Source organism: Enterococcus sp. H57 (assembly GCF_003112495.1).
In the GTDB taxonomy this organism is placed as follows: Bacteria; Bacillota; Bacilli; order Lactobacillales; family Enterococcaceae; genus Enterococcus_B; species Enterococcus_B faecium.
The window spans coordinates 19,300-45,332 of sequence record NZ_BEHC01000014.1 but is presented as its reverse complement, the minus strand read 5'-3'; the positions used below and the strand labels follow the sequence as shown (position 1 = coordinate 45,332).

Genomic DNA, 26,033 nt, shown 5'->3' with positions numbered 1-26,033 from the left:
GTCGGCTCTCTTGTAAGGGAGTCGACGTATTTTTTTAATTAGAAAGCAAGTGTAAATGGCTAGTTCTTGAATGGAACTGAGAATCATTTGTATGTAAATGTTCACCATTAAAAACTTGATATGAGTTATCTGTTGTTTTACACAGCTCTGTGATTCTCCAAAGGCTACTTGTACCTTTTACTTCTACTAAAACACCAAAATCACGGTCGCAGGCATAATTGTAAACGACTGCAGAAGGGTGTTTTGTGATGCCCATTTCCCGAGCAATTTTTTGATCAGAAAAGAATACTTCTTTAACGAAGTCAGACTGCCGATCTTCTTTAAACATATTCAAATCGCCGCCGATTTCTTCAAATATGGATTCAGCAAGTTCTTGAGAATATGGTATGTCATTACAGCCGACTGCTTCTTGCAATTTGATCAAAAAACGGCGGCCTTTTTTCTTTCCTTGAAACTGCGCCGCTTTGCAGTCTAATGCTGCAGAATAAGTCATTGAGAATAAGTGATTACGTTCCTCAAGATTGTTCTGAGAAATTCCTTTTTGTTGCATGACATCCCCAATTGTCTGCAAATTGACCAAAGGAAGAAAGCGAAATTGCATCTTTTCTTTTGATGGTGTCCCGTACTCTTCTTCGATAAATTGTAATAACTGTTGTTCCATTTCGAAACAGTATTCCCCTAAAGGATTAACAAATAAATAGATTTCGATCATATGAATCTCCCCCAAAATAGATTCTATACAACTAGTGACTAGATTCTTTCACATCCTATAACTTAACAGAAAAAAGTAAAAAAATGAACTCAAGTGCCTTGTGAAAATGAAAGGTTTCTAATTTTTAGCTTCAAGCATACGTTGGATCTTGTTCTTAGCAGGACGATAAGGTAAAGAAAAACGTTTTAAAAAATTTATAAAAGCAATTTTTCCCACAGATGCATCCCCTACCTCTAGTTCCAGTTCAAAATCGTGTAGATTGTCTCCCCAGCTTTCATCAATAGCTAAAAGTCCTTCTTCAATAGGGAATTCAGCCCGTTTTGTTGTAAGCTTTCCGGTTTGGATTAATGAAGCAGGATCGATATTCAAATCAGAAAGTTTTTGAAAAACTGCGCCTGAACGAGGCAGACGTTTTTCGAAGATAAATGCTTCTGCTTCTTCTGTTATAAAGGTATCCGTTGTTTCGAGACGCCCTTTTTCAGCAGGTGTTTTTAATGTATATTCAGCTTGATGACCAACGAAACGGATCCGTAGGCCACAATTTTGTTTCTTCAGCTGTTCATCAACGGTATCGAAATAAATATTAGTCTGTACACGGAAATCTTTATCTGTTAATTGATAGTGAGCGATGAATATCTCGTACTCTTGCTTTGTCAGCATAGATTTATATTCGATTTCAAGCATTTGTGTCATTTGATCGACTCCTTTTTGTCTATTTTGCCTAATTTTCTTTTTTTGGTCAATGCATAAATCAAGAGTACGAAAAAACTTTGCATATATGGTAGAATAAACAATGAATGTTAATGAAGTAGAGGTATCAGCTATGGAACGAGATTGGGAAGCATTTTTAGCACCATATGAACAAACTGTATCAGAATTGAAAGTGAAACTGCGGGGGATCCGCAAACAGTTCCGTGAACAAAATCGACATGTCCCGATTGAATTTGTCACTGGGAGAGTCAAGCCAGTCGATAGTATTGTAACAAAATCACAATTACGGCATATTCCAATGGGACGTTTAGAAGAAGAAATGTCTGATATTGCCGGGTTAAGGATCATGTGTCAGTTTGTAGAAGATATCCATCAAGTTGTTGAGATCATCCGTAAAAGAAAAGACATGAAAGTTCTCCAAGAACGAGATTACATCACAAATAAAAAAGCAAGTGGCTACCGTTCTTATCATCTGGTGATCGAGTATCCTGTACAGCTGATCAGCGGTGAGAAGAAAATTTTGGCGGAAATCCAGATTCGGACTCTTGCGATGAATTTCTGGGCAACGATTGAGCATTCGCTGAATTATAAATATCAAGGCGTTTTTCCAGAAGAAATGAGTGAACGACTTCAGCGTGCGGCAGAAGCTGCCTATCAGTTGGATGAAGAGATGTCCAGTATCCGTGAAGAAATCCAAGAAGCACAGCGGTTATTCTCCCATGGAAGAGGAAAATCAGATGATGTCTACTATCGAACGCTTTTGAAGAAAGAAAGCGAAAGAGAGGAGGCAGGGGATGAAAGTAGCGATCGTTCATAATAAAGAAGCAAAGACTATAGAAGTGACAGAACGTTTGAACGCACTTTTAGAACAAGCAGGGATTCAACGAGATGATCATGAGCCAGAATTGGTCATCTCAGTCGGCGGAGACGGCACATTATTGTCGGCGTTCCATCACTACAGTCATTGTCTGAATGATGTGCGTTTCTTGGGCGTGCATACAGGTCATTTAGGGTTTTACACGGATTGGCGGGATTACGAGCTGGAAGAACTAGTAGACAGCTTACGAACGAACCGGGAACAAAGTGTTAGTTATCCCTTGCTGGATGTTCGGATCAGTTATTTGGATGAAACACCGGACCAGCATTTTTTAGCACTGAATGAATCAACGATTAAACGGGCCAATCGTACGATGGTAGCCGATGTATACATCAAAAACGAGCTGTTTGAAAGTTTTAGAGGAGATGGATTGACGATTTCTACGCCTACTGGTTCGACAGCATATAATAAAAGTGTCGGCGGTGCTGTGATCCATCCTAGTATCAATGCCTTTCAGTTGGCAGAGATTGCTTCACTGAATAATCGAGTGTTTCGTACTTTGGGTTCTCCGATCGTGATTGCCCATGATGAATGGCTAGAAATAAAATTGGAAAATACAGAAGATTATCTTGTAACGGTTGATCAATTGAATGTCGCAAAAGCAAATATCCGCTCAATTTATTATCGAATAGCAGAAGAACGGATCCATTTTGCTTCTTATCGACATATGCATTTTTGGCATCGTGTGAAAGATGCCTTTATTAGTGAGGATTGATATGCAGTTTACATGGGATTATGAGAAAGATCATTCTCAGCAAGTAAAATATTTTTTAAAAGAAAAAGGGATCTCAAAGGGTCTGTTAGCGAAAATAAAATTTCAAGGCGGTCAAATCAAAGTTAATGATCAAGTAGAAAATGTCTTGTTTTCTCTAGCTAAGGATGATAAGGTAACCATTGTGATTCCTGCTGAAGGAGAACATGAAACCGTACTTTTGGATGAAACACCGATCGATATCGTGTATGAAGATGAACACGTTCTGGTAGTAAATAAACCAGCAGGCGTTTCGTCTATTCCTGCCCAATACCATCCAAATGGGACAATGGCTAATCGTGTAAAGGCTTATTATAAAAAACAAGGTTACGAAAACCAAGTAATCCATGTGGTGACGCGACTAGATCGGGATACATCTGGTTTGATGCTTTTTGCAAAGCATGGATTTGCGCACGCAAAATTAGATATGCAACTTCGTGAAAAGAAGTTTGTGAAAAAATATCAGGCCTTAGTCAGTGGAAGGCTTTCAGATTTATCGGCACATGGACATATCGATTTGCCGATCGCCCGAGATTATTCTTCGCTATTGAAGCGAATGGTCTCTGATGAAGGACGTTCGGCACAGACTGAGTACTGGATAGAGAAGCGACTAACAGAAATCGCGTTAGTTGATATCCAGCTGCATACAGGAAGGACACATCAAATAAGAGTTCATTTTTCCGCAATTGGCTGTGCCCTGCTCGGTGATGATATGTATGGCGGGCGAATGGATCTGGGAATAAAAAGACAAGCCCTTCATTGTTATGATCTGCGTTTTTACCATCCATTTACAGAAGAGTTGCTGGAGTTCAAGCAGCCTTTAGCCGCAGACATGGAGGCAGTTGTGAGACGGTTTGAAGAATAAGGCGAGGTGAGATTGGTTTGGATGAAAATCAAGAATTAGAGGAAAGATTTGCCCAGTTGACTCAAGATTTAAGGGAAAATAATATTCAGGCATTCAGAAACAGTTTTTTAGAGATGCATATCTATGAGCAGGGGCAATTCTACCAATCTCTTACAGAAGAGAACAGACAGCTGATCTATTCCTATCTGTCGCCTAAAGAATTAGCGGATATGTTCGATGTGATTGAAGAAGACAACGAACATATGAAAGAATACCTAGATGAAATGCGTCCTAGCTATGCAGCTGATATGCTTTCTGAGATGTATACAGATAATGCTGTTGACTTGCTTAATACGCTGGATAAAAAGCAAATTGCTAAATATTTAAGTTTGATGTCGGCAGACGATGCCAGTGAAATCAAGGAACTTCTCCATTACGAGGATGAAACAGCTGGCGCGATCATGACAACTGAATTTGTTTCGATCGTAGCCAATCAAACTGTTCGCTCTGCGATGTACGTGCTGAAGAACGAAGCAGATGTAGCTGAAACAATCTATTACATCTATGTCGTTAATCAAGAAGGTCAGCTAGTAGGGGTTATTTCTCTGCGCGACCTAATCGTGAATGATGACGACGCAATGATTTCTGATCTGATGAGCGAACGAGTGCTTTCAGTTCATGTAGGCGACGACCAAGAAGATGTGGCACAAACATTTAGGGATTATGACTTCTTAGCTCTTCCTGTTACCGATTATGATGATCATTTGTTAGGAATCGTCACAGTCGATGATATCATCGACGTTATTGATGATGAAGCTGCTAGCGATTATTCAGGACTTGCCGGGGTCAATGTGGAAGAAATTAATGAAAATCCAGTAAAGGCAGCGTCTCGACGTTTGCCTTGGCTGATCACTCTGTTGTTTTTAGGTATGTCGACCGCTTCTTTAATCAGTCACTATGAAGACTTGGTAAGTGAAGCGAGTATTTTAGCAGTCTTCATTTCGCTGATTACAGGAACTGCCGGTAATGCTGGAACCCAGTCGCTAGCTGTGGCTGTTCGTCGACTTGCGATTTCTGATGAGAAAGATCATGGATTTGTTCGACTTGTTTTGGCTGAAGTCTTGACCGGCGTTGTCACAGGAGCTGTTACGGGGATCACGATTTTTCTAATCGTAGGTTTTTGGAAACATAATTTTATCTTGGGGTTTGTCATAGGGATGGCTATGCTATTTGCAATCACAGTGGCGAATCTTGCAGGTAGTTTAATCCCGATGCTAATGGATCGTCTAGGATTTGATCCAGCAGTAGCAAGCGGCCCCTTTATCACGACTTTGAGCGATTTGACGAGTGTACTGATTTATTTCAATATTGCTTCTTTATTTATGGGCTATTTTATGTAAAAAAACAAAAACATTTGCAATAAGCATTATGCCTGTTGCAAATGTTTTTTTGTTTATAAGATTATAACTGAAGATCCACGATTTTGGTTCCGTGTACTTCGCTTACGTTCAATTCTTTAGCTACATGTGCTGCATTCTCTGCAGTGACACCACCACCAGGCAAAATGATTAAGCGGCCATCTGTATAGGCAATCAATTCTTTAAGCCGTGGGAAATTTTCTACAATAGTTTTGTCAGCAGGACCGCCATGAGTCAAGATACGGTCAACACCATGTTCTACCAGCCAATCGATTGCTTCGAATTGCCGATCTTCAGGAATACTGTCAAAAGCCATATGGAAGGTGATCTGCAACCCTTCTGCTGTTTCGATCAATAGTTCCAAGGCCTCTTCGTCTAGCCAGCCTGAAGGAGTAAGACAACCAAATACTACGCCATCCGTCCCTAATTTCTTTGCTTCAATCAAATCAGTATGCATGATTTTCAATTCGATATCGTTATAGACGAAGTCGCCCCCTCTAGGACGAATAATCGTCATTACGGGGATATCTTTTTCCCCAGCATAACTTAACGTTTCTTCGATCACACCAGTACTCGGGGTTGTGCCACCGACCGCTAAGTTGTCACACAATTCGATCCGATCGGCTCCTCTAGCAATTGCTAGAGGAATAGATGTGTAGTTTTCAGCGCAAAATTCTTTGATCATCTAATCTTCTCCTTTATCTTTCACTTTCTTCTAGGCATTGTATCATATTTTTAGCAGTTGCCAAAGTGAGCATCTAACGGTAAGATAAAACAGAAATGAGGGGGAACTATGTTAAAAAAAATTGACCGAGGACGCCAGTTTTTGGCAGAAAATCATCAGCTGTTCCGCTGTCCGGTTTGCCAAGAAGAAGTAAAAAAGTCTGATAATGGCTTGATATGCAAAAATAATCACCGTTTTGACCTTTCCAAAAAAGGAACACTTTATTTTTTATCCCATGCGGTTAAAACAGAATACGATCAAGGAATGTTCGTTCCAAGGCGTAGAATGATCCAATCTGGCATGTATCAGCCCGTTATTGAGACTATTGCGCAGCATTTACCTGAAGAAGTCTCGCTATTAGATGTTGGCTGCGGAGAAGGTAGCTTCTTGAATGAACTTTCAAAATTGAAAAAGATTCAAAATGCTGTTGGATTTGATATTTCAAAAGAAGGAGTCTACGCAGCTACAGAACAATCTGCCGAAGCATTTTGGTGTGTAGCTGATTTGACCAATTTGCCGTTTGCTGATCAAACATTCAACGCGGTTTTAAATATCTTTTCGCCTTCTCATTACCAAGAATTCCAACGTGTACTCTCAGAAGATGGAGAAGTGTTGAAGGTGGTGCCACAAGAAAATTATTTAAAGGAACTACGTCAGGCTTTTTATCCGAATCAACCTGAAAAACAGAGTTATTCCAATGAACGTGTAGTAGCTAAGTTTGCTGAAGCAATGAAATTAACTGAACGTCAGCGTGTAACCTATGAATTTGAGATACCAGAGGAAAATCAAAAAGATCTTTTGGCCATGTCACCTTTAGAATGGCAGGTAGAAGAGCGAATCAAAGCAGACTTATATAAGAATCCTTTGAAGAAGATTACAATTGACATAGAATTATTAAAAGGAACTAAGAGAAAGCGTTTTTCTAGCAGTTTTTAATGAGTAGAGGTTGCAAAAAAAAGTTGAGGGTGTTATATTAGCAACAAGTTGTTTTTTCATTGGTTTTTATCAGGTTCCTGTTCTGATAAAAGTTAGTGAGAAGAGCTTCACTAACGTAACGACTCGCAGTGACTGACACCGAGTTGATACGTTTTTTTTTATGCAAAAATCAAATTGTCAGAAAATAGAAACGAACATAAATATGAGAGGAATGATCCTGATGAATCATATCGTTTTATTTGAACCATTAATCCCTGCAAACACTGGAAATATTGCCCGTACGTGTGCAGCCACGAATACTCCGCTTCATTTAATCGAGCCACTAGGTTTTTCAACTGATGACAAACATCTAAAACGGGCAGGGTTGGATTATTGGAATGATGTAAATATTACTTACCACAGTAATTTAGAAGCTTTTTTAACATTTTTAGGTAATCGTAAACTACATTTGATCTCAAAATTTGCCCATAAAGTATATAGTGACGAAAATTTTGCTGATGGAGAAGAGCACTTCTTTTTATTTGGAAAAGAAACAACCGGTTTGCCAGAAACATTTATGCGTGAAAACGAAGAAAAGTGTTTACGCATCCCTATGAATGATGAGCATGTCCGCTCATTGAATTTATCGAATACAGCTGCAATGATAGTGTATGAAGCACTTCGACAGCAAGGATTCCCTAATTTAGAATTGACGCATCACTATGAAAATGACAAGCTGGATTAGACAGTTTATTATAGAGTAAAATAAAAGAAAGACAGGAGTTTGCTGCGTATGGAACTATATTTTACCCGACATGGGAAGACACAATGGAATCAGGAAAGACGTTTTCAAGGGAGCAATGGCGATTCTCCGCTTTTGCCACAAAGTTACGAAGAAATCAAAGCATTTGGGAAAAAGGTAAAATATGTTCCTTTTAAAGCAATTTATTCCAGTACAGCAAAGCGAGCACGTGATACAGCAGAAGGTATCAACAAAGAGCTTGCTCGTCCGGTAGAGATTTTTTATACAGATAAGCTAAGAGAGCTAGGGCTGGGTACTTTAGAAGGTCAGTCGATCGATGAAATGTACCAGAAATATCCGGATAATCTGCCGAATTTGCGTAATCATTTAGATCTGTATGATCCTTCTCCTTTTCACGGAGAAACGATTGAATCGGCAATCACACGTATCGAAACTGTTGTAGCAGATGCGGTTGCCCAACATAAAGATGGCCCACTTTTATTCGTAGGACATGGAGCTTCTTTAACTGCAGCCATTCAATGGATGACAGGAAAAGAGCTAAGTGAGTTGCGTGAAATGGGTGGATTGTTCAATAGTAGTTTGACGATTTTAGAGACTGAAGAGCCTTGCAGATTATTGCCATATGAACTGAAAGTATGGAACCAAACAGATTTTTTAGGAACTGAAACAGCACCAGAACCTTTACTATAGAAGAAGGAGGCGGCTTCCGATGCAGCCAGAAGAAATGCCTTATTTCGTTGGTACAGTTGCCGCGATTTTTTTTCAAAATCCTAGTAATTTTTACAAAGTGCTTTTGGTACACATCAGTGAAACCACAGCTGATTACCGTGAAAAAGAGATTGTAGTCACCGGAAGTTTCGGCGATATTCAAGAAAATGAGACTTATCGTTTTTATGGAGAATTAGTGGATCATCCTAAATACGGAAGGCAGCTTAAACTCGAAAGATATGAGCAAGAAAAGCCAACAACTGCAAATGGGATCGTAGCGTATCTTTCCAGCGAAAAATTCCCAGGAATCGGGAAGAAAACAGCAGAAAAAATTGTAGAATTGCTGGGAGAAGATGCTATCGAAAAAATCATTGCTGATCCTTCGGTATTAAAACAAATCTCCGGTTTGACGAAGCCAAAAAGAGAAATGCTTGCTGAGACGATTCGGCTAAACCACGGGATGGATCAAGTGATCATGGGACTGAATCGTTACGGGTTCGGTAGTCAGTTAGCTTTCAGTATCTACCAGGCCTATAAGAACGAGTCTTTGGATATCATCGAAGAAAATCCGTACCAGCTAGTCGAAGACATAGAAGGAATCGGGTTCAAACGTGCAGATAATCTAGCCGAACAAATCGGTATTGCAGCAGATTCACCGAGAAGAATTCGAGCAGCTATCTTGCATCAGATTTTTCAGCATGCAGTTCAAACAGGAGATACATACGTACCGGCGGAGACATTGCTTCAGCAAACGATCCGTATTTTAGAAACAAGTCGCCCAATTGAAATCCAGCCTGATCAGGTTGCTACTGTAATTATCCAACTTGTTGAAGAAGGAAAGATACAACAAGAAGAGACTAATCTTTACGAAAACAGTTTGTACTTTTCTGAATGGGGGATCGGTAATTCGATCCAGCGCCTTCTCAGTCGTAAAAAAGAAATCCATTATCCTGAAAAAGAAGTGCAGAAGAATATTCGGCGTATCGAAAAAATATTCGGCATACAGTATGGACCTTCGCAAGAACAAGCTATCGCTGAAGCAATCCGTTCCCCTCTATTTATTTTAACAGGAGGACCAGGTACGGGGAAAACTACTGTGATCAACGGAATCGTCAATCTTTTTGCAGAGTTGAACGGACTGGAATTGGATCCTTCAAAATATACCCAAGAAATTTTTCCTATTCTACTTGCAGCACCAACTGGCCGAGCAGCTAAACGAATGAACGAAACGACAGGTCTGCCTGCCAGTACGATCCATCGTCTTCTGGGGCTGAATGGACGGGAAAAAACACCTTCAGTCAGTACGAAAGAATTAGAAGGCGGACTTTTGATTGTTGATGAGATGTCTATGGTCGATACATGGCTGGCTAACACATTATTCAAAGCGATTCCGACGAATATGCAAGTTATCTTAGTAGGAGACAAAGATCAGCTTCCCTCTGTCGGTCCTGGTCAAGTACTCCATGATCTTTTGGAAATCGAACAAATTCCCAAAATGGAACTCAATCAGATTTATCGGCAAGGTGATGGTTCTAGTATTATTCCTCTTGCCCATGAGATCAAAGAAGGACGTCTGCCAAAAGATTTCACAAAGAATCAAAAAGATCGTTCCTATTTCCGAAGTGATGCTTATCAAATTGAACCCTTGATCTCTAAAATTGTGGAAAAAGCGAAAAATAAGGGATTCCGTGCACAAGATATCCAAGTATTAGCACCAATGTATCGGGGACCTGCAGGGATCGATGCGTTAAATAAAATGATGCAGGAGATATTCAATCCAGGGAAACCTGGAAAAAAGGAAGTACATTGGAACGACACCGTTTATCGGATAGGAGACAAAGTCCTCCAATTAGTCAATACTCCCGAATTGAATGTATTCAATGGAGATATGGGAGAAATCACGGGTATCATCTTGGCAAAAGATTCTGAAGATAAAGTGGATGAATTAGTTATCCAGTTTGATGCAAATGAGGTCACTTATAAAAGAAACGAATGGAATAAAATCACTCTTTCTTATTGTTGCTCAATCCATAAATCACAAGGCAGTGAATTCAAGATGGTTATTTTGCCCATGGTCCATCAATATCAGCGGATGCTTCAGCGTAATTTGCTCTACACGGCAGTGACTCGCAGTAAGGAACTGTTGATTTTGTTAGGGGAAGAGCAAGCCTATGTCACTTGTGTAGCGAATGAATCAGCAAGCCGGATGACTACGTTGAAATCAAGGATCATAGATAATGATAAAATGAATATCACTCTCCGGACCAAACTAGCAGCTTATGAAGATTCTTTGGTCGGAAATGATCCATTTGAAGATGGGAACTATACAAAAGAGCCACGGGTTGTAAAAGAAAAGCTACCTGTAGAAGATGACAGTGGGACGAATGAAACGAAAAACCAAGTAATGGAAACAGTGGAACCAGATCTGTTCTCTTCATCGGTTGTAGAGGAAAAGAAAGAAGAGGTAGAACCTGCTGTTTCTAAAGATTTCGTTCTTACAGCAGAAGTGATCGATAACCAGTTAGTAGATCCGATGATTGGTATGGAAAACAGTTCTCCCTACGATTTTATACCGGCAAAAAATGCTTGATTTTAAAGATGAGAAATAGCTAAAAATGATCGTTGGTTAGCGTTTTCTTTTGTTTTTTCAGTGTGATATGCTAAGCTGAAATCAAAAGGGGGGCGTTACTTTATGGCTAAAGAAACCGAAGATAAATTAGCGAAATTAGCAAAAGAATCTGGCAATGACTTTAAAAAGTTAGATGAGATGGAAAAAGAATTCAAATTGAATGAAAGTCCTGATGTAGAACGAGACGATCGTGAAGAATCAAAACTAGAAAAAACGTTAGACAAGGCGCCTATTTTTCCGCCTAACACGCCGAACAATCCAACGAATCCTGGCAGCCCTGCGAATCCTTGATTCTTTCAATCGTGAGGAAATGGTTTGCGGGACAATTGAATAGAAGATGTGAAAAAAACCTGAATGATGCGAAGGAGCATCATTCAGGTTTTTTTGTGTTAGATAAGACTTATTGCAAATGCTGATAAAAGTAGATAGCCAATTGCGTGCGATCCCGTAAATCTAGCTTTTCTAGTAATTGGCTGATGTAATTGCGAACAGTGCCGTCACTCAAGTACAAGGCATCTGCAATTTCTTTATTGTTTTTCCCGGCAGCTACTTCTTTGATGATTGCAAGCTCACGTTCACTAAAAGAAGCATAAGCATGACTATCAATCGTCGGTTTATTCTTCATCATTTGAGTGAAAGTCTCGATGATTTCATTACCAAATACGGCCTGTCCATTATAAGCGGATTTGACAGAAGGAATAATCGCTTGCAAGTTCTGTTTGATTAAATACCCTTTGACACCGATGGAAAATGCTTCGCGGATGTATTCTTCATCTTTGAATGTCGTCAAAAGCAAAAGGATGGCTTTGGGAAATTTAGCCAAAATTTCTTTGGCAGCATCGATGCCCGTTTGTTTAGGCATGCGGATGTCCGTCAGCAAAACATCGGGACGATGGGTTTCGTATAAGACTAGCGCATCCTTGGCACAATGACCAATGCCTAACACACGGATCTCTTTCGTGCTTTCTAAAATGGTTTGTAACGATTTCGTCACAAATGGATCATCATCAATAATGACTACTGTTATCATTGGTGTCCCTCCCTTGGTAAAATGATCGTTAACTGAAATTGCTGGTTTTCTTGGAAAATATGGACTTGTCCCTTTTGTTCTTGAACACGTTGACGCATCGTTTTCAAACCAATACCGGGAGCAGAATTTTTTTGTGGGCTGGTGCCATCATTCGTGATTTGCAAGCGATAAAAGGCCGGCAACGTTCGAAAATGTAAAACAACGGTTTTGGCATGACTATGTTTGATACTGTTGGTTAAGGCTTCTTTGATGACCATTAAGAAGCAGTTTTGCTGCGTTTCATTCAATCCTTCAAACAAGTTTCCTTCAATCGTAACAGAAGAAGGAAAATCAGCGATCAGAAACTCTAAGGAGTGTTGAAAAGAGATCGATGTCTCATGGAGGTCATGGACACTTTGACGAATCCGATCCATCCCAGTGTGAACGGTGGCACTTAAATTTTCTAATGGTTCTTTTAGTTTTGGTTCTTGATTGATCATTTCAAGCGCACCAATTTGTAAAATCGCACTTGACAGCAGATGACCGACATTGTCATGGATGTCTCGGGCAATTCGGTTTCGTTCTTCCACAATTTGCAAGGCTAATTGTGTTTCTTGTGACAGGGCCAATGCTTTATTTTGTTCCGATAACTCTTGTTGTTTTTCCCAATGAGTATCTTTGGAGACAATGTACTTTTTCTCAAGATCGGTCGTTCGTTGATCTTTTTTTCTCGTAAGTAAAAGGAAAAAAACAGCAAAATTACGACAAAGGCGACCTTGATGGGGGGATGATTACCAACCGTCGAAATCAACAAAAAACCTAACAAAAACAAGTAATCAAGGTGGCTTTCTTCAGGGGCGATCACTCGCATCGTCGCTGGCAGAAACAGGACAAGATCAGGTAAAAAGGCACATAAAAGAAATAGAATAACTTGGAAAATCCAATTTGGCTTTGTAGGCAGTAAATAACTGACACCAGTGAATAAAACGGCGATCAATAAATAGATAACTTGCATAGCAACGAATCCTTGACTTACCAGCAAAAGCAATGAGATAACCAGTAGAAAGCTAGTTTCGTTGAGTAGCCGAGATTTATGCATAGCAGACTCCTTCATTGTGACAAATGTCATGTGTGGTTTAGCCAATCGTCACTAGTTTCTTTTCTTGCACTTTATTATAGTCAGATCAACAAGAAATTTGGAAGGAGTTTTTCATGATGATTATCGAAATTGATAAATTAGTCAAACGCTATGGAGATTTTGTAGCATTGAATCATTTTGATCTGCAAGTACAAGAAGGAGAAGTCTTAGGTCTGTTAGGACCAAACGGCAGTGGGAAATCGACTGCCATCAACTGTATGCTTTCTTTGTTAAATTATGACAAAGGAACCATTAAATTGTTCGGGACAACAATGACTCCTGAAAATTATGCTGTCAAGGCAATGATTGGGGTCGTTCCTCAAGACGTTGCGGTCTTTGACGAACTAAGTGTGCAAGAAAATATCGATTATTTTTGCGGTTTATATGTTTCCGAAAAAGAGAAAAGGAAAGCCTTGATTGAAGAGGTGATTCAATTAGTGGGATTAGAAAAATATGTGTCGTTTCGTCCAGGAGAACTTAGTGGTGGCTTGAAACGTCGGTTGAACATCGCATGTGGGATTGCCCACAAGCCGCGGTTAATTTTTTTAGATGAGCCGACAGTAGCTGTAGACCCCCAAAGTCGGAATAAAATTTTAGAAAGTATCAAGGAGCTGAATCGACAAGGAGCAACCATTGTCTATACAACACATTACATGGAAGAAGTAGAAATTCTTTGCGACCAGATCGTGATCATGGATCAAGGACAGGTGATTGCTAAAGGAACCAAAGAATCTCTAAAAGATATGGTACGGACGGCGGATCGTTTGACGATCGACATCCCATTACTCCCAGAAAACGTGTTGTCAGCGATTCAGCGAACAATAGCTTCTGATGGAATCGCTTATAAAAAAGGTCAGCTCCAAGTAACAACTACTGAACTAAATACAGTATTGTTGCCGATTCTTACAATCTTACAAGAAGAAAAGATCAGTTACGGAAAAATAGCAACCAAAGAAGCGTCCTTGAATGATGTCTTTTTAGAGATTACTGGCAAGGATTTGAGAGACTAGAGGAGGGGAAATAATGTTTTGGCATTTTTATAAATATCGCACAAAAATACTGCTGCGAAATAAATCCATGTTGTTTTGGACATTGGCCTTTCCAATTCTTTTAGGATTGATGTTTATGGCGGCCTTTGGCGAGATTGATCAAGGTGGCAATCTTGAAACGATTAATACTGGAATTGTAATCAAAGCGGATCAAACAGCGCTTTCGGAAAATTTTACCACAGTCTTAGAACAAGTCGAAGTCAATGATAAACCATTATTTGAAGTACAGGAACTATCGGAAGTAGAAGCGAATGAAAAGCTAAATGCAGATGATTTGGCTGGTTTTTATCTCATTGATGGTTCATCTGTTTCGCTCCATGTGGGTCAAGCAGGAATGAGTCAGACGTTGATGAAAAACGTCATGGATCAATTTTTACAGCGTATTGGTATAATTTCGAGTAAAGTGGCAGAAGTGGAGAACGTTGATCTCGCGCCCATCATGACTGTTTTTGAACAAGAAGTATCTTTTCAAGAAGTTCATGCAGGTCGTAATATGAGTTTCAAAAGTTTTTATTTCTTCACTCTGATTGGAATGGCGATTCTCTACGGGACGATGTGGGGGGTCCGCAATGTACAGGATCAGCAAGCAAATCAATCGTCAAATGGTATTCGCTTGTCCTTGATTCCTAGAAAGCAATCGTTAGTTTCAATCGCTAATTTGGCAGCAAGCTTTACGATTGTTTTGACAGAGATTTATATTATGTTAGCTGTCTTTCGTTTTATCTATCAAGTAGACTTTGGTGAACGTTGGCAATGGTTGATGATTGTTACCGCTCTGGGGTCGTTGTGTGCGATTTTGTTAGGTACATTGGTTGGTAATTTGATACCAAAAATGAATCTGGTGCAAAAGGATAGCATCTTGATTTCAGTGACGATTGCGATGAGCTTTTTTGCTGGTATGATGGGGTCGGAACAAGTGAAGTATTGGATTGATCTTCATATTCCGATTGTTGGTCAATTAAATCTCGTCAACTTGATCAGCGAAAGTTTGTATAAACTTTATTTCTACACTGATTTGGCTAGTTTTTATACCAATCTTCTATGGTTGATCGGATTTATTTTCCTTTTTGCGTTAGGAAATGCTTGGATGGAAAGAGGGGTGCGTTATGACGCTTTATAAAACGATTTGGACATTGCTTAAAGCAAATAAATCGAATTTACTGATAGGTGTAATTATCACTGTTGTTGCCACATTCTTTTTTGCGCAAAATATTGATGTTGAAAATACCTCTCTGCAAGATGCGAAAATCGCCTTGATTAGTGAAGAAGAGTCGCCTGTAGTCGATGGCCTTCGTAAATATTTGAATGACAAGGAAACAGTCGTTACATTGGATGGAACCTCACAAAAAGAAATCGATGATGCTCTTTATTTTAATCGTGTAAACATTATCTTACATCTGCCTGCAGACTTTACCGAACAAGTCGAAGTAGGAAAGATGCCGACGATCAAGATACAGAGTCGCCCAGATGCCTTTTCTAAAACAGTTGTTACACAGCAAGTGAACACCTTTTTGCAAACACTGATTCTGTTTCAAGAAGAAGATAAAACAATCGATGCAGCTATGGAACAGACACAAAAGGCACTCTCGGTTACTGGAGAAGTTGAGCTAAGTGCGGGATATAGTCAGCGGATGAAAAAGCTGTTGACGGGCACAACCTTTAATTTCTTGTCTTATGGGTTGTTTCTATCCATTTTTAGCGGTTTCAGCGTCATCAATCTAGCGTTTAATCGCAAAGAGATCAGTGAACGAAACCAGAGTGCGCCCATTACCAAACGAAACTTGAATCGCAAAGTAACCTTTAGTTTGATTAGTTACTCGCTGCTGTTGTTCAGTGGCTTCTTACTTCTAATGGTTCTGTTAGTGATCCACACCTCGTGGGATATAACGGTATGGTATCATATTTTAAATACTTTCTTGTTTTTATTGCCGGTCATTAGCTTTTCGGCTTGTATCACTTCATTGGTAAAAAACTCAGAAACCAGCGGTGGGATCAAAGATATTTTTATCACAGGCAGTTGCTTTATCGGTGGGGTGTTTGTACCAGCAGAATACTTGCCAGAAATGGTTAGCAAAATAGCGGCATTCACACCAACATATTGGTTTGTTCAAAATAATAACTTGATCAGTGAAACACTCAGTTACAATCAAACATTTGCAGAATCTTTTTGGTTCAATGGTTGTGTCTTAGTTGCTTTTGCTGCGGTGTTTTCAATGATCCAATTTATTTTGGGTAAAGAAACTATCGATGGCAACCCAATTGGGCAAAGAATTAACTGCATAGTAAAAAAAGGACTGTGACAAAAGTCGTGTCACAGTCCTTTTTTCCGAATAAACGGTGTTCCAGATGTAGCTTCTGACAAAACCTCTTTTATTAACACCAAAACAACTGTTTAGTTGTGGTTATTGTGATATCAAAAGGTCGTTTTTCCATTTCTTCTCCATCTTCTTGACCATGTTGCGGTGTTGTTGAAACGATACGTAATCTGTTTGTTGTGTAGTGATGGAAATATTTCGATTTCAATTGTTTTTTCTGTATAAGTAAAAGAATGAGCCACAAGATTTTAAAGAAATTGATTCGTTCGACCACGACAAAATCAATGACTGGTTTAGACGCATCAGCAGTTGGAACAATCGCGATTCCTCCGCCAAAAAAAGGATGCTTCGTTGCTGTACATAAAAATGCGTTTGAAAAACTTAATTGTTTTCCTCCTGCATCTACCAGAATTGGAAATCCTTTTTGAGTGAATAAAGCACGGAGAATAGAGAATAAATACGAAAATGATCCTAAGTTGTATTTGTTCAATCGCTTTTTTGTGGAAGAATGATTTGTCGCATGGACGATAGCTGCATCTAATCCTATACCGAAATTATTAACAGCTATTCCTTTTTTTTCACTTATTTTTTCTTCATAAGCCATTATGTGGACTTTTTCTGGTGATTGAGCTGCTAAAATCAGCTGAAGTCCTTTTTTGGGATTTTTTGGAAGGCCTGCCCCTCGAGCAAAATCATTTCCAGAACCTGCTGGAATATAAGCAACTGGGAATTCTACTTCCATCTGATAGAAAGTATCAAGTACCTGATGTAAGGTGCCGTCACCTCCTACGATGATCAAAAGGGGGAAAGTATCGATTGTTTTCTGTTCTTCTTCTATCCAAGGAATCAATGTTTCTTTTGCCAAAGTTTCAGCAATCTCAGCATCGTGTCCTTTGTATTCACTATAATGAAGTGTATAGTCAATATGCTTATTTTTTAATACCGGTAAAATTCTTTCTGCTACTTTATAGCCATTTCCGCTGCCTGCCGATGGATTGATCAATATATGATAATGGAATTTCATAATTTCCTCCTGCTATTCAATAAAACAAGATATTTTAATACTCCTGTTTGCTGGTTAACCAATAATTAGCAAGCTTTTTCTATTTTTTGAATGAAAGAAACTTGTTTTTTCAAAAAAATCTATTACAAAATTAATTCTTGGTTATTATAGCAGAAGTCTAGGAAAATGAAAAAGGTCCGAAGACCGAAAAACACAAAAAAGCCTAGCAAGCGCATGATCCATTACTTACGTAAGGAGAAGTTCCAAGGTTCGGCATGTCCACTTAGATCTTCAGCTGCTTGCTAGACCGTTCTCTAGTAAGAGGTTGCTCAAATTCCCACATCCTTTTTTATTTATTTAAGTTTCACAACAATTCTGTTCTTGCAGATCCTACTTCGTCTGCTTTACTGGGAATTCTTATGCCCCCTTACACTTACTTTATACCATATCCCACGATTTTTAGCAAACGTTTACATTGTTTGAGCTTTTACTTTTTTAAAACAGATAAGACGGATTGAAATAAATGAAAAGTCTGTTATAATTATTGTTTGTTTCACATAACCGCGGTTCATCAACCATCCCGCGTTAAAAAAACTAGGAGAAAAGAGGAGAGAAAATGCAAAAAACGAAAAGCAGACAACGGTTATCCGTAATCGTTGTAAATGGCATCATCATGGCTCTTTATCTAGCGTTAACTATTTTAGTTGCGCCTGTATCCTCAGGGCCGATCCAGTTTCGTATTTCAGAAAGTTTGAATCATTTAGTTGTCTTTAACCGTAAATTGCTTTGGGGAGTTTTAGGCGGGGTCATCGTCTATAATGCCTTCTTTGGTTTTGGTATCATGGATGTGGTTTTTGGTGGCGGCCAAACATTGCTTTCTTTAGGCCTGACAGCTTTATTGCAAAACAAAGTGAAAAATGTAAAGATGCGTTTAGTATTGAACACGATCTTCTTTACCATCAGCATGGGACTGATTGCTTATATGTTAGTTCCAACAGGTGGCCAAGCATTTTGGACAACCTATGGCACGCTTGCATTAAGTGAGTTTATCGTCATGGCTGTTTCAGCACCATTGATGTATTATTTAGATCGCGCGCTTGATTTTGAAAAGCGTGTCTAATTATAAAAAGCGAAAAAAGAAAGCAGATTAGCTGTTTTCTTTTTTCGCTTTTTGATTATGCTTCTTGGTTTTGCAAATTTTCAATTTCTACCACTTTATAATTCTTTTTCTCTAAGTGGTTGACGATCGTTTCACATACTTTCGCTTCAGTGTTAGCCGGTAGCGTGATCAATGTACGTCGAATGTATTCGTCTTTTTCGATATCAAGAGTAATACAGCTGGCAATGCTGCTGTGTTTTGAAATGATTTTTGCAATAGCAGCCAAATCTCCTTGCTTTCCTGTGGAAGCAATTGTCAGTACATAGCTTCCTTGTTCTACGCTCCAAGATTGAGAGAGCATATTAAGCAACGTACTATGTGTCAAAATACCATAAAAATGATTTTCACTGTCAAGGACAGCAATATAAGGAAGCTCTTTGATCGTAAAGAATACTTTGAAGAAAGAAGTATCCAGGTAAATGAACTTTGTAGCGTTTTTCAAAAGATGAGTGACAGGAAGCGTCATATCACCGCCATTTGCTTTATGACGATAGATATGCATTTTGTAAATGTTTCCACGGAAAATATTACCTGAAGAATCTAAGATCGGCACACAACGGTATCCGGAAGTTTCTAAAATTTTTAATGCTTCTTCTAATGTACTAGTCTCTGTAACGGTTGTCAGATCTTTTTTCTTATATACAAGTGTTTTTAATAGCATCGCTATACCTCCAATTGTCTCATTTTAGCTTAATTTCAAATTAATCATATCATAATTTTATCCAAAACAATAGATAGTTTATTTCACAAATTGACAAGTAAAAAGTTACGTGATACTGTTATGAAGTATAAGTCTGATTCTCAGCAAGGGGGCAGAAGTAAATGGCAAAGAAAAAAGCAGCACTCGCTTGTTCCGTTTGTGGGTCTCGCAACTACACAACATCAGTCAGTGAAGGAAAAAGCGGCGAACGTTTGGAAATCAATAAGTTTTGTAAATATTGTAATCAATATACATTACATAAAGAAACGAAATAAACAGTAGCAAGGGAGGTTGTCTCATGAAATTTCTAAAAAGCGTAAAAGATGAAATCAAACAAGTAACTTGGCCAAGCAGAAAACAACTCCGTAAAGATACGTTAGTAGTCATCGAAACTTCTATTATTTTCGGATTGATGTTTTACGTAATGGATACAGCCATCCAAAGCTTATTTGGCTGGATCTTAAAATAACTCGCTAGCCACAACGTACTTTTAGTGCTATAATGAATCGAAAGAAAAACTTCGGGTGTACTGAGGTTTTTTTATTTTACAATGAAATGAGGAGCCTTCAATGGAATCTTTTGAAAAAAACTGGTATGTCTTGCATACATATTCAGGATATGAAAACAAAGTAAAAGCAAATATCGAATCTCGTGCGCAAAGTATGAAAATGGCCGACTTTATTTTCCGTGTCGTTGTTCCTGAAGAAAAAGAAACTGAAGTCAAAAATGGGAAAGAAAAAGAAATCGTTCATAAAACATTCCCAGGATACGTACTTGTTGAAATGATCATGACAGACGCTTCATGGTATGTTGTCCGCAACACACCTGGTGTGACAGGATTCGTTGGTTCACACGGAGCCGGAAGCAAACCAGCACCATTACTACCAGAAGAAGTCAATCATATCTTGCGTTCTATCGGTATGAGCCTGCGACAAAATGATCTAGAAGTAGAAGTTGGCGAAGTCGTGAAAATCATCGAAGGCGCATTTGCTGGATTAGAAGGACAAGTAACAGAAGTTGACGGAGAAAAAGAAAAATTGAAAGTCAACATCGATATGTTTGGACGTGAAACCAGTACAGAACTTGATTTCGATCAAGTAGATAAAATCGATTAATAAAGAGACTTGAAATGTCGATCATATGATTGGCCTTTCAAGTCTTTCTTTTTTCTATATGGAAAGGAAGAGGTGTATGACAGAACCAATCAAAAATTTATGCAAACGTGCAACTGCAGCAGCTTTAGTCCTTATCAGTTTGTTTGCGTTAAGTGGTTGCCAGACGACGAAGATAAATACTACTGAAGTTTCTGATAAAGAAAAAACGGCAGAATCCAGTAAAGTGATAGAAAAAACCACTATTCCAACACTTTTTTTCCACGGCTACAGCGGGACAGAAAATTCCTTTAAAGGGATGTTGCGGCGTTTGGAAAAAAATCAGCAAGCAGTAAAAGAATTGGTTTTAACAGTAGGAACAGATGGACAAATACAAGCAACAGGAGATTTATCTGGAAAAGCAGACAATCCGATGGTCCAAGTATTGTTTGAAGATAATAAAAATAACGAGTGGAATCAAGCAGAATGGATCAAAACTTGTCTTTTGTATCTGAAAGAAAACTACGGCATAGATAAAGTCAACATAGTGGGGCATTCCATGGGAGGAGTTAGTGCACTACGCTATTTAGGAACGTATGGACAGGATACGTCATTGCCGCAAGTTCAGACATTAACAGCAATTGGCGCGCCTTTTAATGATTTTGTCGATGATAGTGCGCAGTCTCTGACAGATGAGTTAGCAAAGGGGCCTGCTGTTGTTTCTAACCGCTATCAAGATTACCAGCAAATGATCGGTAATATTCCTATAACCACTCGATTTTTCTTGATTGCTGGTCAACTAGATGAAACAGACTTGAGTGATGGAACAGTACCGTTAAACAGTGCATTAGCGGTCTATGCGTTGTTGAAGCAACGCGGAAATGAAATAGAGGAAAAAGTAGTGACAGGTGAAAATGCCTCTCATAGTATGCTTCATGAAAACCAAGAAGTAGATCAGCTTGTAAGTCGATTTATTTGGAAAGAATAGCGATAAAAGTATCTGAGAGTAAATGTTTGCTTACTTTTTGTAAGTTTAGTATGATTTATATGTAATCAAGAAGATGAAAGAAGGATCTACTATGACTTATCATACAAGTAATGAAGAACATCCAATCGATATTGTAAACATTGCCTCACTAGAAGGTCGTGTAAAAGAGCGCATGGAAGCAGGAGCTTTTGGCTATATTCGCGGTGGTTCTGAAGATGAGTGGACGATGAAAGAAAATACGACTTCTTTTAATTCAAAGAAAATCATGCCACGGATATTACGCGGAATCGACTCAGCCGATTTGCATACATCTGTTTTCGGAATTGAATTAGATACACCGATTATCCAAGCGCCATCAGCGGCCCAAGGATTGGCACATGAAAAAGGGGAAGCTGATACAGCTAAAGGAGTAGCTGCTGCTGGATCAATCTTTTCCATCAGCACTTATGCAAATACGACAATCAAAGACGCAGCCGATGCAGCGCCAGGCGCACCGCAGTTTTTCCAATTATATATGAGTAAAGACGACAGATTCAATGAGTTCATTTTGAACAAAGCAGTAGAAGCAGGGGCTAAAGCTATCATTTTAACGGCAGATTCAACGCTCGGTGGTTACCGTGAAGAAGACGTCATCAATCAATTCCAATTTCCATTACCAATGCCTAACTTAGCTGCTTATAGCGAACAAAGTGCAAGTGGTAATGGCGAAGGAAAAGGAATCGCAGAAATTTATGCAGCTGCAAAACAAGGCTTGACACCAGATGACATCAAAACAATCAAAGAAATCACCCATCTTCCAGTTATCGTAAAAGGAATACAATCGCCAGAAGATGCAGTAATCGCTATCTCTGCAGGGGCAGATGGTATCTGGGTATCCAATCATGGTGGACGTCAATTAGATGGAGGTCCTGCTTCCTTTGAAGTATTGCCAAAAATTGCCGAAGTAGTCAACAAACGTGTACCAGTGATTTTCGACTCTGGTGTCCGTCGAGGAGAGCATGTCTTCAAAGCTCTGGCAAGTGGTGCTGACTTAGTTGCGATTGGCCGACCAGTGATTTATGGGTTGAATCTAGGTGGGGCAGAAGGAGTAACATCTGTTTTTGAACACCTGAACAAAGAATTGTCGATCACGATGCAACTTGCAGGAACAAAAACGATCGATGAAGTAAAAAATACGAAATTGATGGATTAATAAAAAACGAAGAGAAGGACAACTAGTCCTCTCTTCGTTTTTTGTTATGAAGATAACTAACCTCTTAATACTCGAAATTAAGGAGCTTTATCACGCCCTCTTATTTAAAATCTCTTCCGCAAGTCGTTTAGCAGTTGGCGTAACAGCTAAGCCACCTTCTGCTGTTTCTTTGAAAATCGACGGCATTTGACGTCCGACTTGGTACATTGCAGCAACGACTTCATCCGGCGGAATGACACTTTCGATACCCGCTAATGCCATATCAGCAGAGATAAAAGCTTGAGAAGAGCCTAAAGCATTACGTTTGACACACGGGACTTCAACTAAGCCTGCAACGGGATCGCAAATCAGTCCCATCATATTTTTCAATGTAATGGCTACTGCTTGTGCTGCTTGATGAGGAGTCCCATTTTTTGCACAAACCAAAGCTGCTGCTGCCATTGCACTTGCAGAACCAACTTCTGCTTGACATCCCCCTTCTGCACCACTGATAGAAGCGTTGTTTGCGATGACTAACCCGAAAGCGCCAGCGGTAAATAAGAATTCCAATTGCTGTTCATGTGTCAAATCAAGCCGATCTCGGACAGCCATCAGCACACCAGGAACAACACCCGCGCTTCCGGCAGTCGGTGTAGCACAAATCAACCCCATTTTTGCATTGACTTCATTAACAGCTACAGCATTGCGTACAGCTTTTAAGATTGTTTCTCCACTTAAAAAGTCTGCCTCATTTAAATAATCATCTAATTTTTTTGCATCACCACCGGTAATTCCTGTGACGGAGGTAACACCTTCTTTTCCCTCGTTGATTGATTGTTCCATTACTGAGAGGTTTTTTTCCATGATCTCGATGATGTGACTACGGGAACGGCCACTCATTTCCATTTCAACTGCAATCATCAATTCTGCTACACTTGGATAAGCTTTTGCTTGATCTACTAATTCTTCAATCGATAAAAACATTTTTTTAGCTCCTTAATCGAAATAATTTACGCTGTCGATATTTGGCAGCTGTTTGAGTCTTTTTACCGTTTCTTCTACTTGAGGATCATCTACTTCAATTATCATAATGGCATTTTCACCTTTTGATTCCCGTGTCACTGTCATAGTGCCGATATTCGTATTGGTCTCAGAAAGTATACTAGTCACTTTAGCAATCATACCTGGAACATCTTGGTGGACAACGATCAAGGTAGGAGTACCCATGCTTAAAGAAATTTTGAATCCATTCAATTCAGAAATCTGGATATTGCCACCGCCGATCGAAATGCCAGTGACTGAAAGCTTTCGTGTTCCTTTTTTTAGAAGCATCTTTACAGAGTTTGGATGTTCGGCTTTTTCACTCTTAGGAACAAACAAGACTTCCATACCGGCTTCATATGCCAATTTCAAAGAATCAGCTAAACGTTCATCATCGGGTTCCATCCCTAACAGGCCGCCAACTAATGCAATATCTGTTCCGTGCCCCCGATAGGTTTTTGCAAATGATTCATATAGATAAATATCTACAGAATCAGGTTGTTCGCCAAATATACTACGTATGATTTTCCCGATTCTAGCAGCTCCGGCAGTATGAGAGCTACTTGGACCAATCATCACAGGTCCAATAATATCAAAGACACTTCTATACCTTAAATCTTTCATTTTCTCCACCTCATTTTGTTATGTAGGAATCTTTGTACAAGGGTCTAAAAAACCGTGTTATTGTTTGCTTTCATCTGTTGAACCATGCTAGCGCAAGTGTAACATAAAAGAAGAAATGGGAACGAAAAATTGTTGTTTTTTTAGAATAAATTTAGCGTTTATTCAAGCAAAATGTAAAAATAGCAGAAAAAAATCTTGAAAAAACAAATAAATTTGCTATACTGTACCAGTGTGCATTGTTTTGCACATTATTTGTCTGGATTTTTTCAGATCAGATAAAACGTGGGAGGAGAAATATGCATCTCCAATTAACCACATCACGGACTTAAGGAGGTATGTCTCGTGGCAAAGAAAGTAGAAAAAATCGTTAAATTGCAAATTCCTGCAGGTAAAGCAACTCCAGCTCCACCAGTAGGTCCTGCACTAGGTCAAGCGGGTATCAATATCATGGGATTCACAAAAGAATTCAACGCTCGTACAGCTGATCAAGCAGGTTTGATCATTCCGGTTGTTATTTCTGTATACGAAGACCGTTCATTCACATTCGTTACAAAAACACCGCCAGCTGCTGTTCTATTGAAAAAAGCAGCTAAAATCGAAAAAGGTTCAGGCGAACCAAACAAAAATAAAGTTGCGAAAGTTTCTAGCGATCAAGTAAGAGAAATCGCTGAATTAAAAATGGAAGACCTAAACGCAGCTAACGTTGAAGCAGCAATGCGCATGGTTGAAGGAACTGCACGAAGCATGGGGATCACTGTAGAATAATCTATACACCCTAAGACAGCAGCTTCTCAGTTGGCTCTATATTGAAAGATATAGAACACGTGGGAGGTACAACCGTTATAACCACAATCAAGGAGGAACCAAAATGGCTAAAAAGAGCAAAAAAATGCAAGATGCATTAAAAAAAGTTGATTCAAGTAAAGTTTATCCTGTTGCCGAAGCAGTAGCTTTAGCAAAAGAAACAAACATTGCAAAATTTGATGCAACAGTTGAAGTTGCATACCGTTTGAATGTAGACCCTAAAAAAGCAGACCAACAAATCCGTGGTGCTGTTGTATTACCAAACGGAACTGGTAAAACACAAACTGTTTTAGTTTTTGCTAAAGGAGACAAAGCAAAAGAAGCTGAAGCAGCTGGTGCAGATTTCGTAGGTGACGACGACATGGTTCAAAAAATCCAAAACGGATGGTTTGACTTTGACGTAGTTGTTGCAACACCTGATATGATGGCTACTGTAGGTCGTCTAGGACGAGTATTAGGACCAAAAGGCTTAATGCCAAACCCTAAAACTGGTACAGTTACAATGGACGTAACAAAAGCAGTAAACGAAGTGAAAGCTGGTAAAGTAACTTACCGTGTGGACAAAGCTGGAAATATCCATGTACCAATCGGAAAAGTTTCATTTGACGATGAAAAATTAGTTGAAAACTTTGCAGCAATCCATGATGTATTGCTAAAAGCTAAACCATCAGCAGCTAAAGGTCAATACATGAAAAATGTAACGATCACAACAACATTTGGACCTGGTATCCATGTTGACCAAGCTTCTTTCTAATTAAATATTAGAATGTTCATTGATCCAACTGAAAAATAATTCTTGACTCAACTAGTTTAGCATGCTAAGCTAGTTGAGGTTAATAATTAACTTGTACCGAAGACAGTAGGTGGCATCAAGCCTTAATTTCCTACC

The 26,033-nt window shown here is 39.1% G+C and carries 27 protein-coding genes, 2 pseudogenes, 1 riboswitch and 1 other annotated feature (1 of these 31 running past the window's edge); of the genes and pseudogenes, 20 read left to right on the top strand and 9 right to left on the bottom strand.

Annotated elements, in window-relative coordinates:
• Window positions 1-34 precede the first annotated feature (34 nt).
• Entirely contained in the window at window positions 35-712 is a 678-nt protein-coding gene (locus DIZ30_RS04430; protein ID WP_002289850.1) for a ClpXP adapter SpxH family protein, read from the bottom strand.
• Between the two features lie 117 nt (window positions 713-829).
• Entirely contained in the window at window positions 830-1,405 is a 576-nt protein-coding gene (locus DIZ30_RS04425; protein ID WP_002289849.1) for a CYTH domain-containing protein, read from the bottom strand.
• A gap of 130 nt (window positions 1,406-1,535) precedes the next feature.
• Here DIZ30_RS04425 and DIZ30_RS04420 point away from each other — a divergent pair, with 130 nt between their 5' ends.
• From DIZ30_RS04420 to mgtE, 4 genes are read left to right on the top strand one after another with little or no spacing between them, the layout of a single operon-like run.
• Window positions 1,536-2,240: a GTP pyrophosphokinase family protein gene (locus DIZ30_RS04420; RefSeq protein WP_002289848.1), complete on the top strand. Its 705-nt coding sequence runs from the start codon at window positions 1,536-1,538 to the stop codon at window positions 2,238-2,240.
• On the top strand, window positions 2,218-3,015 hold the full coding sequence (locus tag DIZ30_RS04415) for an NAD kinase (protein WP_002289847.1): 798 nt from the start codon (window positions 2,218-2,220) through the stop codon (window positions 3,013-3,015). The genes DIZ30_RS04420 and DIZ30_RS04415 overlap by 23 nt, the downstream gene beginning before the upstream one ends.
• Before the next feature lies 1 nt (window position 3,016).
• A complete protein-coding gene (locus DIZ30_RS04410) occupies window positions 3,017-3,916 on the top strand; it encodes an RluA family pseudouridine synthase (RefSeq protein ID WP_002294562.1) in 900 nt (299 codons plus the stop codon).
• Window positions 3,917-3,933: 17 nt separating this feature from the next.
• A complete protein-coding gene (mgtE, locus tag DIZ30_RS04405; protein ID WP_002294561.1) occupies window positions 3,934-5,295 on the top strand; it encodes a magnesium transporter in 1,362 nt (453 codons plus the stop codon).
• A 61-nt stretch (window positions 5,296-5,356) separates the two neighbouring features.
• Here mgtE and DIZ30_RS04400 read toward each other — a convergent pair whose 3' ends face one another.
• The gene (locus DIZ30_RS04400) at window positions 5,357-5,998 is read right to left on the bottom strand and encodes a copper homeostasis protein CutC (protein WP_002294560.1); all 642 of its coding nucleotides are present in this window, start codon (window positions 5,996-5,998) and stop codon (window positions 5,357-5,359) included.
• Window positions 5,999-6,106: 108 nt separating this feature from the next.
• On the opposite strand from DIZ30_RS04400, the gene DIZ30_RS04395 reads away from it, so the two are divergent.
• The 5 genes from DIZ30_RS04395 to DIZ30_RS04375 all read left to right on the top strand — a co-directional run bounded on the left by DIZ30_RS04395 (window position 6,107) and on the right by DIZ30_RS04375 (window position 11,343).
• Window positions 6,107-6,973, top strand: coding sequence for a methyltransferase domain-containing protein (locus DIZ30_RS04395; protein WP_002294559.1), 867 nt, complete (start codon window positions 6,107-6,109; stop codon window positions 6,971-6,973).
• A gap of 220 nt (window positions 6,974-7,193) precedes the next feature.
• Entirely contained in the window at window positions 7,194-7,697 is a 504-nt protein-coding gene (gene trmL / locus DIZ30_RS04390) for a tRNA (uridine(34)/cytosine(34)/5-carboxymethylaminomethyluridine(34)-2'-O)-methyltransferase TrmL (RefSeq protein WP_002289592.1), read from the top strand.
• 48 nt (window positions 7,698-7,745) lie between these two features.
• Window positions 7,746-8,405 carry a histidine phosphatase family protein gene (locus tag DIZ30_RS04385; protein ID WP_002294557.1) on the top strand — a complete coding sequence of 220 codons (660 nt, stop codon included), beginning with the start codon at window positions 7,746-7,748 and terminating at the stop codon, window positions 8,403-8,405.
• Between the two features lie 19 nt (window positions 8,406-8,424).
• The gene (locus tag DIZ30_RS04380) at window positions 8,425-11,013 is read left to right on the top strand and encodes an ATP-dependent RecD-like DNA helicase (RefSeq protein WP_002301298.1); all 2,589 of its coding nucleotides are present in this window, start codon (window positions 8,425-8,427) and stop codon (window positions 11,011-11,013) included.
• Between the two features lie 102 nt (window positions 11,014-11,115).
• Window positions 11,116-11,343 (top strand): hypothetical protein, encoded by a 228-nt coding sequence (locus DIZ30_RS04375; protein WP_002289596.1) that lies wholly within the window; start codon window positions 11,116-11,118, stop codon window positions 11,341-11,343.
• A 109-nt stretch (window positions 11,344-11,452) separates the two neighbouring features.
• Here the strand turns inward: DIZ30_RS04375 and DIZ30_RS04370 are convergent, their stop codons facing one another.
• Both DIZ30_RS04370 and DIZ30_RS04365 read right to left on the bottom strand, forming a co-directional pair.
• Window positions 11,453-12,082, bottom strand: coding sequence for a response regulator (locus DIZ30_RS04370; protein ID WP_002289597.1), 630 nt, complete (start codon window positions 12,080-12,082; stop codon window positions 11,453-11,455).
• A pseudogene (locus DIZ30_RS04365) lies at window positions 12,079-13,190 on the bottom strand (sensor histidine kinase). Before DIZ30_RS04365 ends, DIZ30_RS04370 begins: the two are co-directional and overlap by 4 nt.
• An 86-nt stretch (window positions 13,191-13,276) precedes the next feature.
• Here DIZ30_RS04365 and DIZ30_RS04360 point away from each other — a divergent pair.
• The 3 genes and pseudogenes from DIZ30_RS04360 (at window position 13,277) to DIZ30_RS04350 (ending at window position 16,523) form a co-directional block, all read left to right on the top strand.
• Window positions 13,277-14,209 (top strand): ABC transporter ATP-binding protein, encoded by a 933-nt coding sequence (locus DIZ30_RS04360; protein ID WP_002324227.1) that lies wholly within the window; start codon window positions 13,277-13,279, stop codon window positions 14,207-14,209.
• A 13-nt stretch (window positions 14,210-14,222) separates the two neighbouring features.
• Window positions 14,223-15,368, top strand: a complete 1,146-nt coding sequence (locus tag DIZ30_RS04355) for an ABC transporter permease (protein WP_002294551.1) — start codon at window positions 14,223-14,225, stop codon at window positions 15,366-15,368.
• Window positions 15,355-16,523 (top strand): annotated as a pseudogene (locus tag DIZ30_RS04350) (ABC transporter permease). Before DIZ30_RS04355 ends, DIZ30_RS04350 begins: the two are co-directional and overlap by 14 nt.
• 98 nt (window positions 16,524-16,621) lie before the next feature.
• Here DIZ30_RS04350 and DIZ30_RS04345 read toward each other — a convergent pair.
• Window positions 16,622-17,587 (bottom strand): diacylglycerol kinase family protein, encoded by a 966-nt coding sequence (locus DIZ30_RS04345; RefSeq protein WP_002294549.1) that lies wholly within the window; start codon window positions 17,585-17,587, stop codon window positions 16,622-16,624.
• A gap of 536 nt (window positions 17,588-18,123) precedes the next feature.
• Window positions 18,124-18,170: riboswitch (PreQ1 riboswitch) on the top strand.
• Window positions 18,171-18,182: 12 nt separating this feature from the next.
• On the opposite strand from DIZ30_RS04345, the gene DIZ30_RS04340 reads away from it, so the two are divergent.
• Window positions 18,183-18,686: a QueT transporter family protein gene (locus DIZ30_RS04340; protein ID WP_002294548.1), complete on the top strand. Its 504-nt coding sequence runs from the start codon at window positions 18,183-18,185 to the stop codon at window positions 18,684-18,686.
• A gap of 55 nt (window positions 18,687-18,741) precedes the next feature.
• On the opposite strand, the gene cbpA is transcribed toward DIZ30_RS04340, so the two are convergent.
• Entirely contained in the window at window positions 18,742-19,386 is a 645-nt protein-coding gene (gene cbpA, locus DIZ30_RS04335) for a cyclic di-AMP binding protein CbpA (RefSeq protein ID WP_002294577.1), read from the bottom strand.
• 161 nt (window positions 19,387-19,547) lie between these two features.
• Between cbpA and rpmG the strand changes: the two genes are divergently transcribed.
• From rpmG to DIZ30_RS04310, 5 genes are all read left to right on the top strand, one after another.
• On the top strand, window positions 19,548-19,700 hold the full coding sequence (rpmG, locus tag DIZ30_RS04330) for a 50S ribosomal protein L33 (protein WP_109023113.1): 153 nt from the start codon (window positions 19,548-19,550) through the stop codon (window positions 19,698-19,700).
• 23 nt (window positions 19,701-19,723) lie between these two features.
• Complete coding sequence (gene secE / locus DIZ30_RS04325; protein WP_002294579.1) at window positions 19,724-19,894, top strand: preprotein translocase subunit SecE; 171 nt, start codon at window positions 19,724-19,726, stop codon at window positions 19,892-19,894.
• 100 nt (window positions 19,895-19,994) lie between these two features.
• Window positions 19,995-20,540, top strand: a complete 546-nt coding sequence (gene nusG, locus DIZ30_RS04320; protein WP_002294580.1) for a transcription termination/antitermination protein NusG — start codon at window positions 19,995-19,997, stop codon at window positions 20,538-20,540.
• A 76-nt stretch (window positions 20,541-20,616) separates the two neighbouring features.
• On the top strand, window positions 20,617-21,504 hold the full coding sequence (locus tag DIZ30_RS04315) for an alpha/beta fold hydrolase (protein ID WP_002294581.1): 888 nt from the start codon (window positions 20,617-20,619) through the stop codon (window positions 21,502-21,504).
• Window positions 21,505-21,595: 91 nt separating this feature from the next.
• Entirely contained in the window at window positions 21,596-22,696 is a 1,101-nt protein-coding gene (locus DIZ30_RS04310; RefSeq protein WP_002325971.1) for a lactate oxidase, read from the top strand.
• A 90-nt stretch (window positions 22,697-22,786) separates the two neighbouring features.
• Here the strand turns inward: DIZ30_RS04310 and sdaAA are convergent, their stop codons facing one another.
• Together sdaAA and sdaAB are read right to left on the bottom strand one after the other, a co-directional pair.
• Window positions 22,787-23,659: an L-serine ammonia-lyase, iron-sulfur-dependent, subunit alpha gene (gene sdaAA, locus DIZ30_RS04305; protein ID WP_002294584.1), complete on the bottom strand. Its 873-nt coding sequence runs from the start codon at window positions 23,657-23,659 to the stop codon at window positions 22,787-22,789.
• A 12-nt stretch (window positions 23,660-23,671) separates the two neighbouring features.
• On the bottom strand, window positions 23,672-24,340 hold the full coding sequence (gene sdaAB / locus DIZ30_RS04300; protein ID WP_002294585.1) for an L-serine ammonia-lyase, iron-sulfur-dependent subunit beta: 669 nt from the start codon (window positions 24,338-24,340) through the stop codon (window positions 23,672-23,674).
• A 342-nt stretch (window positions 24,341-24,682) separates the two neighbouring features.
• Between sdaAB and rplK the strand changes: the two genes are divergently transcribed.
• Complete coding sequence (gene rplK / locus DIZ30_RS04295) at window positions 24,683-25,105, top strand: 50S ribosomal protein L11 (RefSeq protein ID WP_002291638.1); 423 nt, start codon at window positions 24,683-24,685, stop codon at window positions 25,103-25,105.
• Between the two features lie 103 nt (window positions 25,106-25,208).
• Window positions 25,209-25,898 carry a 50S ribosomal protein L1 gene (gene rplA / locus DIZ30_RS04290; RefSeq protein ID WP_002294587.1) on the top strand — a complete coding sequence of 230 codons (690 nt, stop codon included), beginning with the start codon at window positions 25,209-25,211 and terminating at the stop codon, window positions 25,896-25,898.
• 78 nt (window positions 25,899-25,976) lie between these two features.
• Window positions 25,977-26,033, top strand: a sequence feature (ribosomal protein L10 leader region); it runs 71 nt beyond the window's last position.

Excerpts from the sequence above, each read along its gene's own strand:
- DIZ30_RS04395 (WP_002294559.1), top strand. The coding sequence starts at position 6,107 with ATGTTAAAAAAAATTGACCGAGGACGCCAGTTTTTGGCAGAAAATCAT.
- DIZ30_RS04410 (WP_002294562.1), top strand. The coding sequence starts at position 3,017 with ATGCAGTTTACATGGGATTATGAGAAAGATCATTCTCAGCAAGTAAAA.
- rpmG (WP_109023113.1), top strand. The coding sequence starts at position 19,548 with ATGGCAAAGAAAAAAGCAGCACTCGCTTGTTCCGTTTGTGGGTCTCGC.
- DIZ30_RS04310 (WP_002325971.1), top strand. The coding sequence starts at position 21,596 with ATGACTTATCATACAAGTAATGAAGAACATCCAATCGATATTGTAAAC.
- DIZ30_RS04400 (WP_002294560.1), bottom strand. The coding sequence starts at position 5,998 with ATGATCAAAGAATTTTGCGCTGAAAACTACACATCTATTCCTCTAGCA.
- DIZ30_RS04345 (WP_002294549.1), bottom strand. The coding sequence starts at position 17,587 with ATGAAATTCCATTATCATATATTGATCAATCCATCGGCAGGCAGCGGA.
- DIZ30_RS04315 (WP_002294581.1), top strand. The coding sequence starts at position 20,617 with ATGACAGAACCAATCAAAAATTTATGCAAACGTGCAACTGCAGCAGCT.
- trmL (WP_002289592.1), top strand. The coding sequence starts at position 7,194 with ATGAATCATATCGTTTTATTTGAACCATTAATCCCTGCAAACACTGGA.
- DIZ30_RS04385 (WP_002294557.1), top strand. The coding sequence starts at position 7,746 with ATGGAACTATATTTTACCCGACATGGGAAGACACAATGGAATCAGGAA.
- DIZ30_RS04360 (WP_002324227.1), top strand. The coding sequence starts at position 13,277 with ATGATTATCGAAATTGATAAATTAGTCAAACGCTATGGAGATTTTGTA.
- DIZ30_RS04355 (WP_002294551.1), top strand. The coding sequence starts at position 14,223 with ATGTTTTGGCATTTTTATAAATATCGCACAAAAATACTGCTGCGAAAT.
- DIZ30_RS04425 (WP_002289849.1), bottom strand. The coding sequence starts at position 1,405 with ATGACACAAATGCTTGAAATCGAATATAAATCTATGCTGACAAAGCAA.
- cbpA (WP_002294577.1), bottom strand. The coding sequence starts at position 19,386 with ATGCTATTAAAAACACTTGTATATAAGAAAAAAGATCTGACAACCGTT.
- DIZ30_RS04375 (WP_002289596.1), top strand. The coding sequence starts at position 11,116 with ATGGCTAAAGAAACCGAAGATAAATTAGCGAAATTAGCAAAAGAATCT.
- rplA (WP_002294587.1), top strand. The coding sequence starts at position 25,209 with ATGGCTAAAAAGAGCAAAAAAATGCAAGATGCATTAAAAAAAGTTGAT.
- sdaAA (WP_002294584.1), bottom strand. The coding sequence starts at position 23,659 with ATGTTTTTATCGATTGAAGAATTAGTAGATCAAGCAAAAGCTTATCCA.
- DIZ30_RS04415 (WP_002289847.1), top strand. The coding sequence starts at position 2,218 with ATGAAAGTAGCGATCGTTCATAATAAAGAAGCAAAGACTATAGAAGTG.
- DIZ30_RS04340 (WP_002294548.1), top strand. The coding sequence starts at position 18,183 with ATGCAAAAAACGAAAAGCAGACAACGGTTATCCGTAATCGTTGTAAAT.
- DIZ30_RS04430 (WP_002289850.1), bottom strand. The coding sequence starts at position 712 with ATGATCGAAATCTATTTATTTGTTAATCCTTTAGGGGAATACTGTTTC.
- DIZ30_RS04380 (WP_002301298.1), top strand. The coding sequence starts at position 8,425 with ATGCAGCCAGAAGAAATGCCTTATTTCGTTGGTACAGTTGCCGCGATT.
- secE (WP_002294579.1), top strand. The coding sequence starts at position 19,724 with ATGAAATTTCTAAAAAGCGTAAAAGATGAAATCAAACAAGTAACTTGG.
- nusG (WP_002294580.1), top strand. The coding sequence starts at position 19,995 with ATGGAATCTTTTGAAAAAAACTGGTATGTCTTGCATACATATTCAGGA.
- sdaAB (WP_002294585.1), bottom strand. The coding sequence starts at position 24,340 with ATGAAAGATTTAAGGTATAGAAGTGTCTTTGATATTATTGGACCTGTG.
- DIZ30_RS04420 (WP_002289848.1), top strand. The coding sequence starts at position 1,536 with ATGGAACGAGATTGGGAAGCATTTTTAGCACCATATGAACAAACTGTA.
- DIZ30_RS04370 (WP_002289597.1), bottom strand. The coding sequence starts at position 12,082 with ATGATAACAGTAGTCATTATTGATGATGATCCATTTGTGACGAAATCG.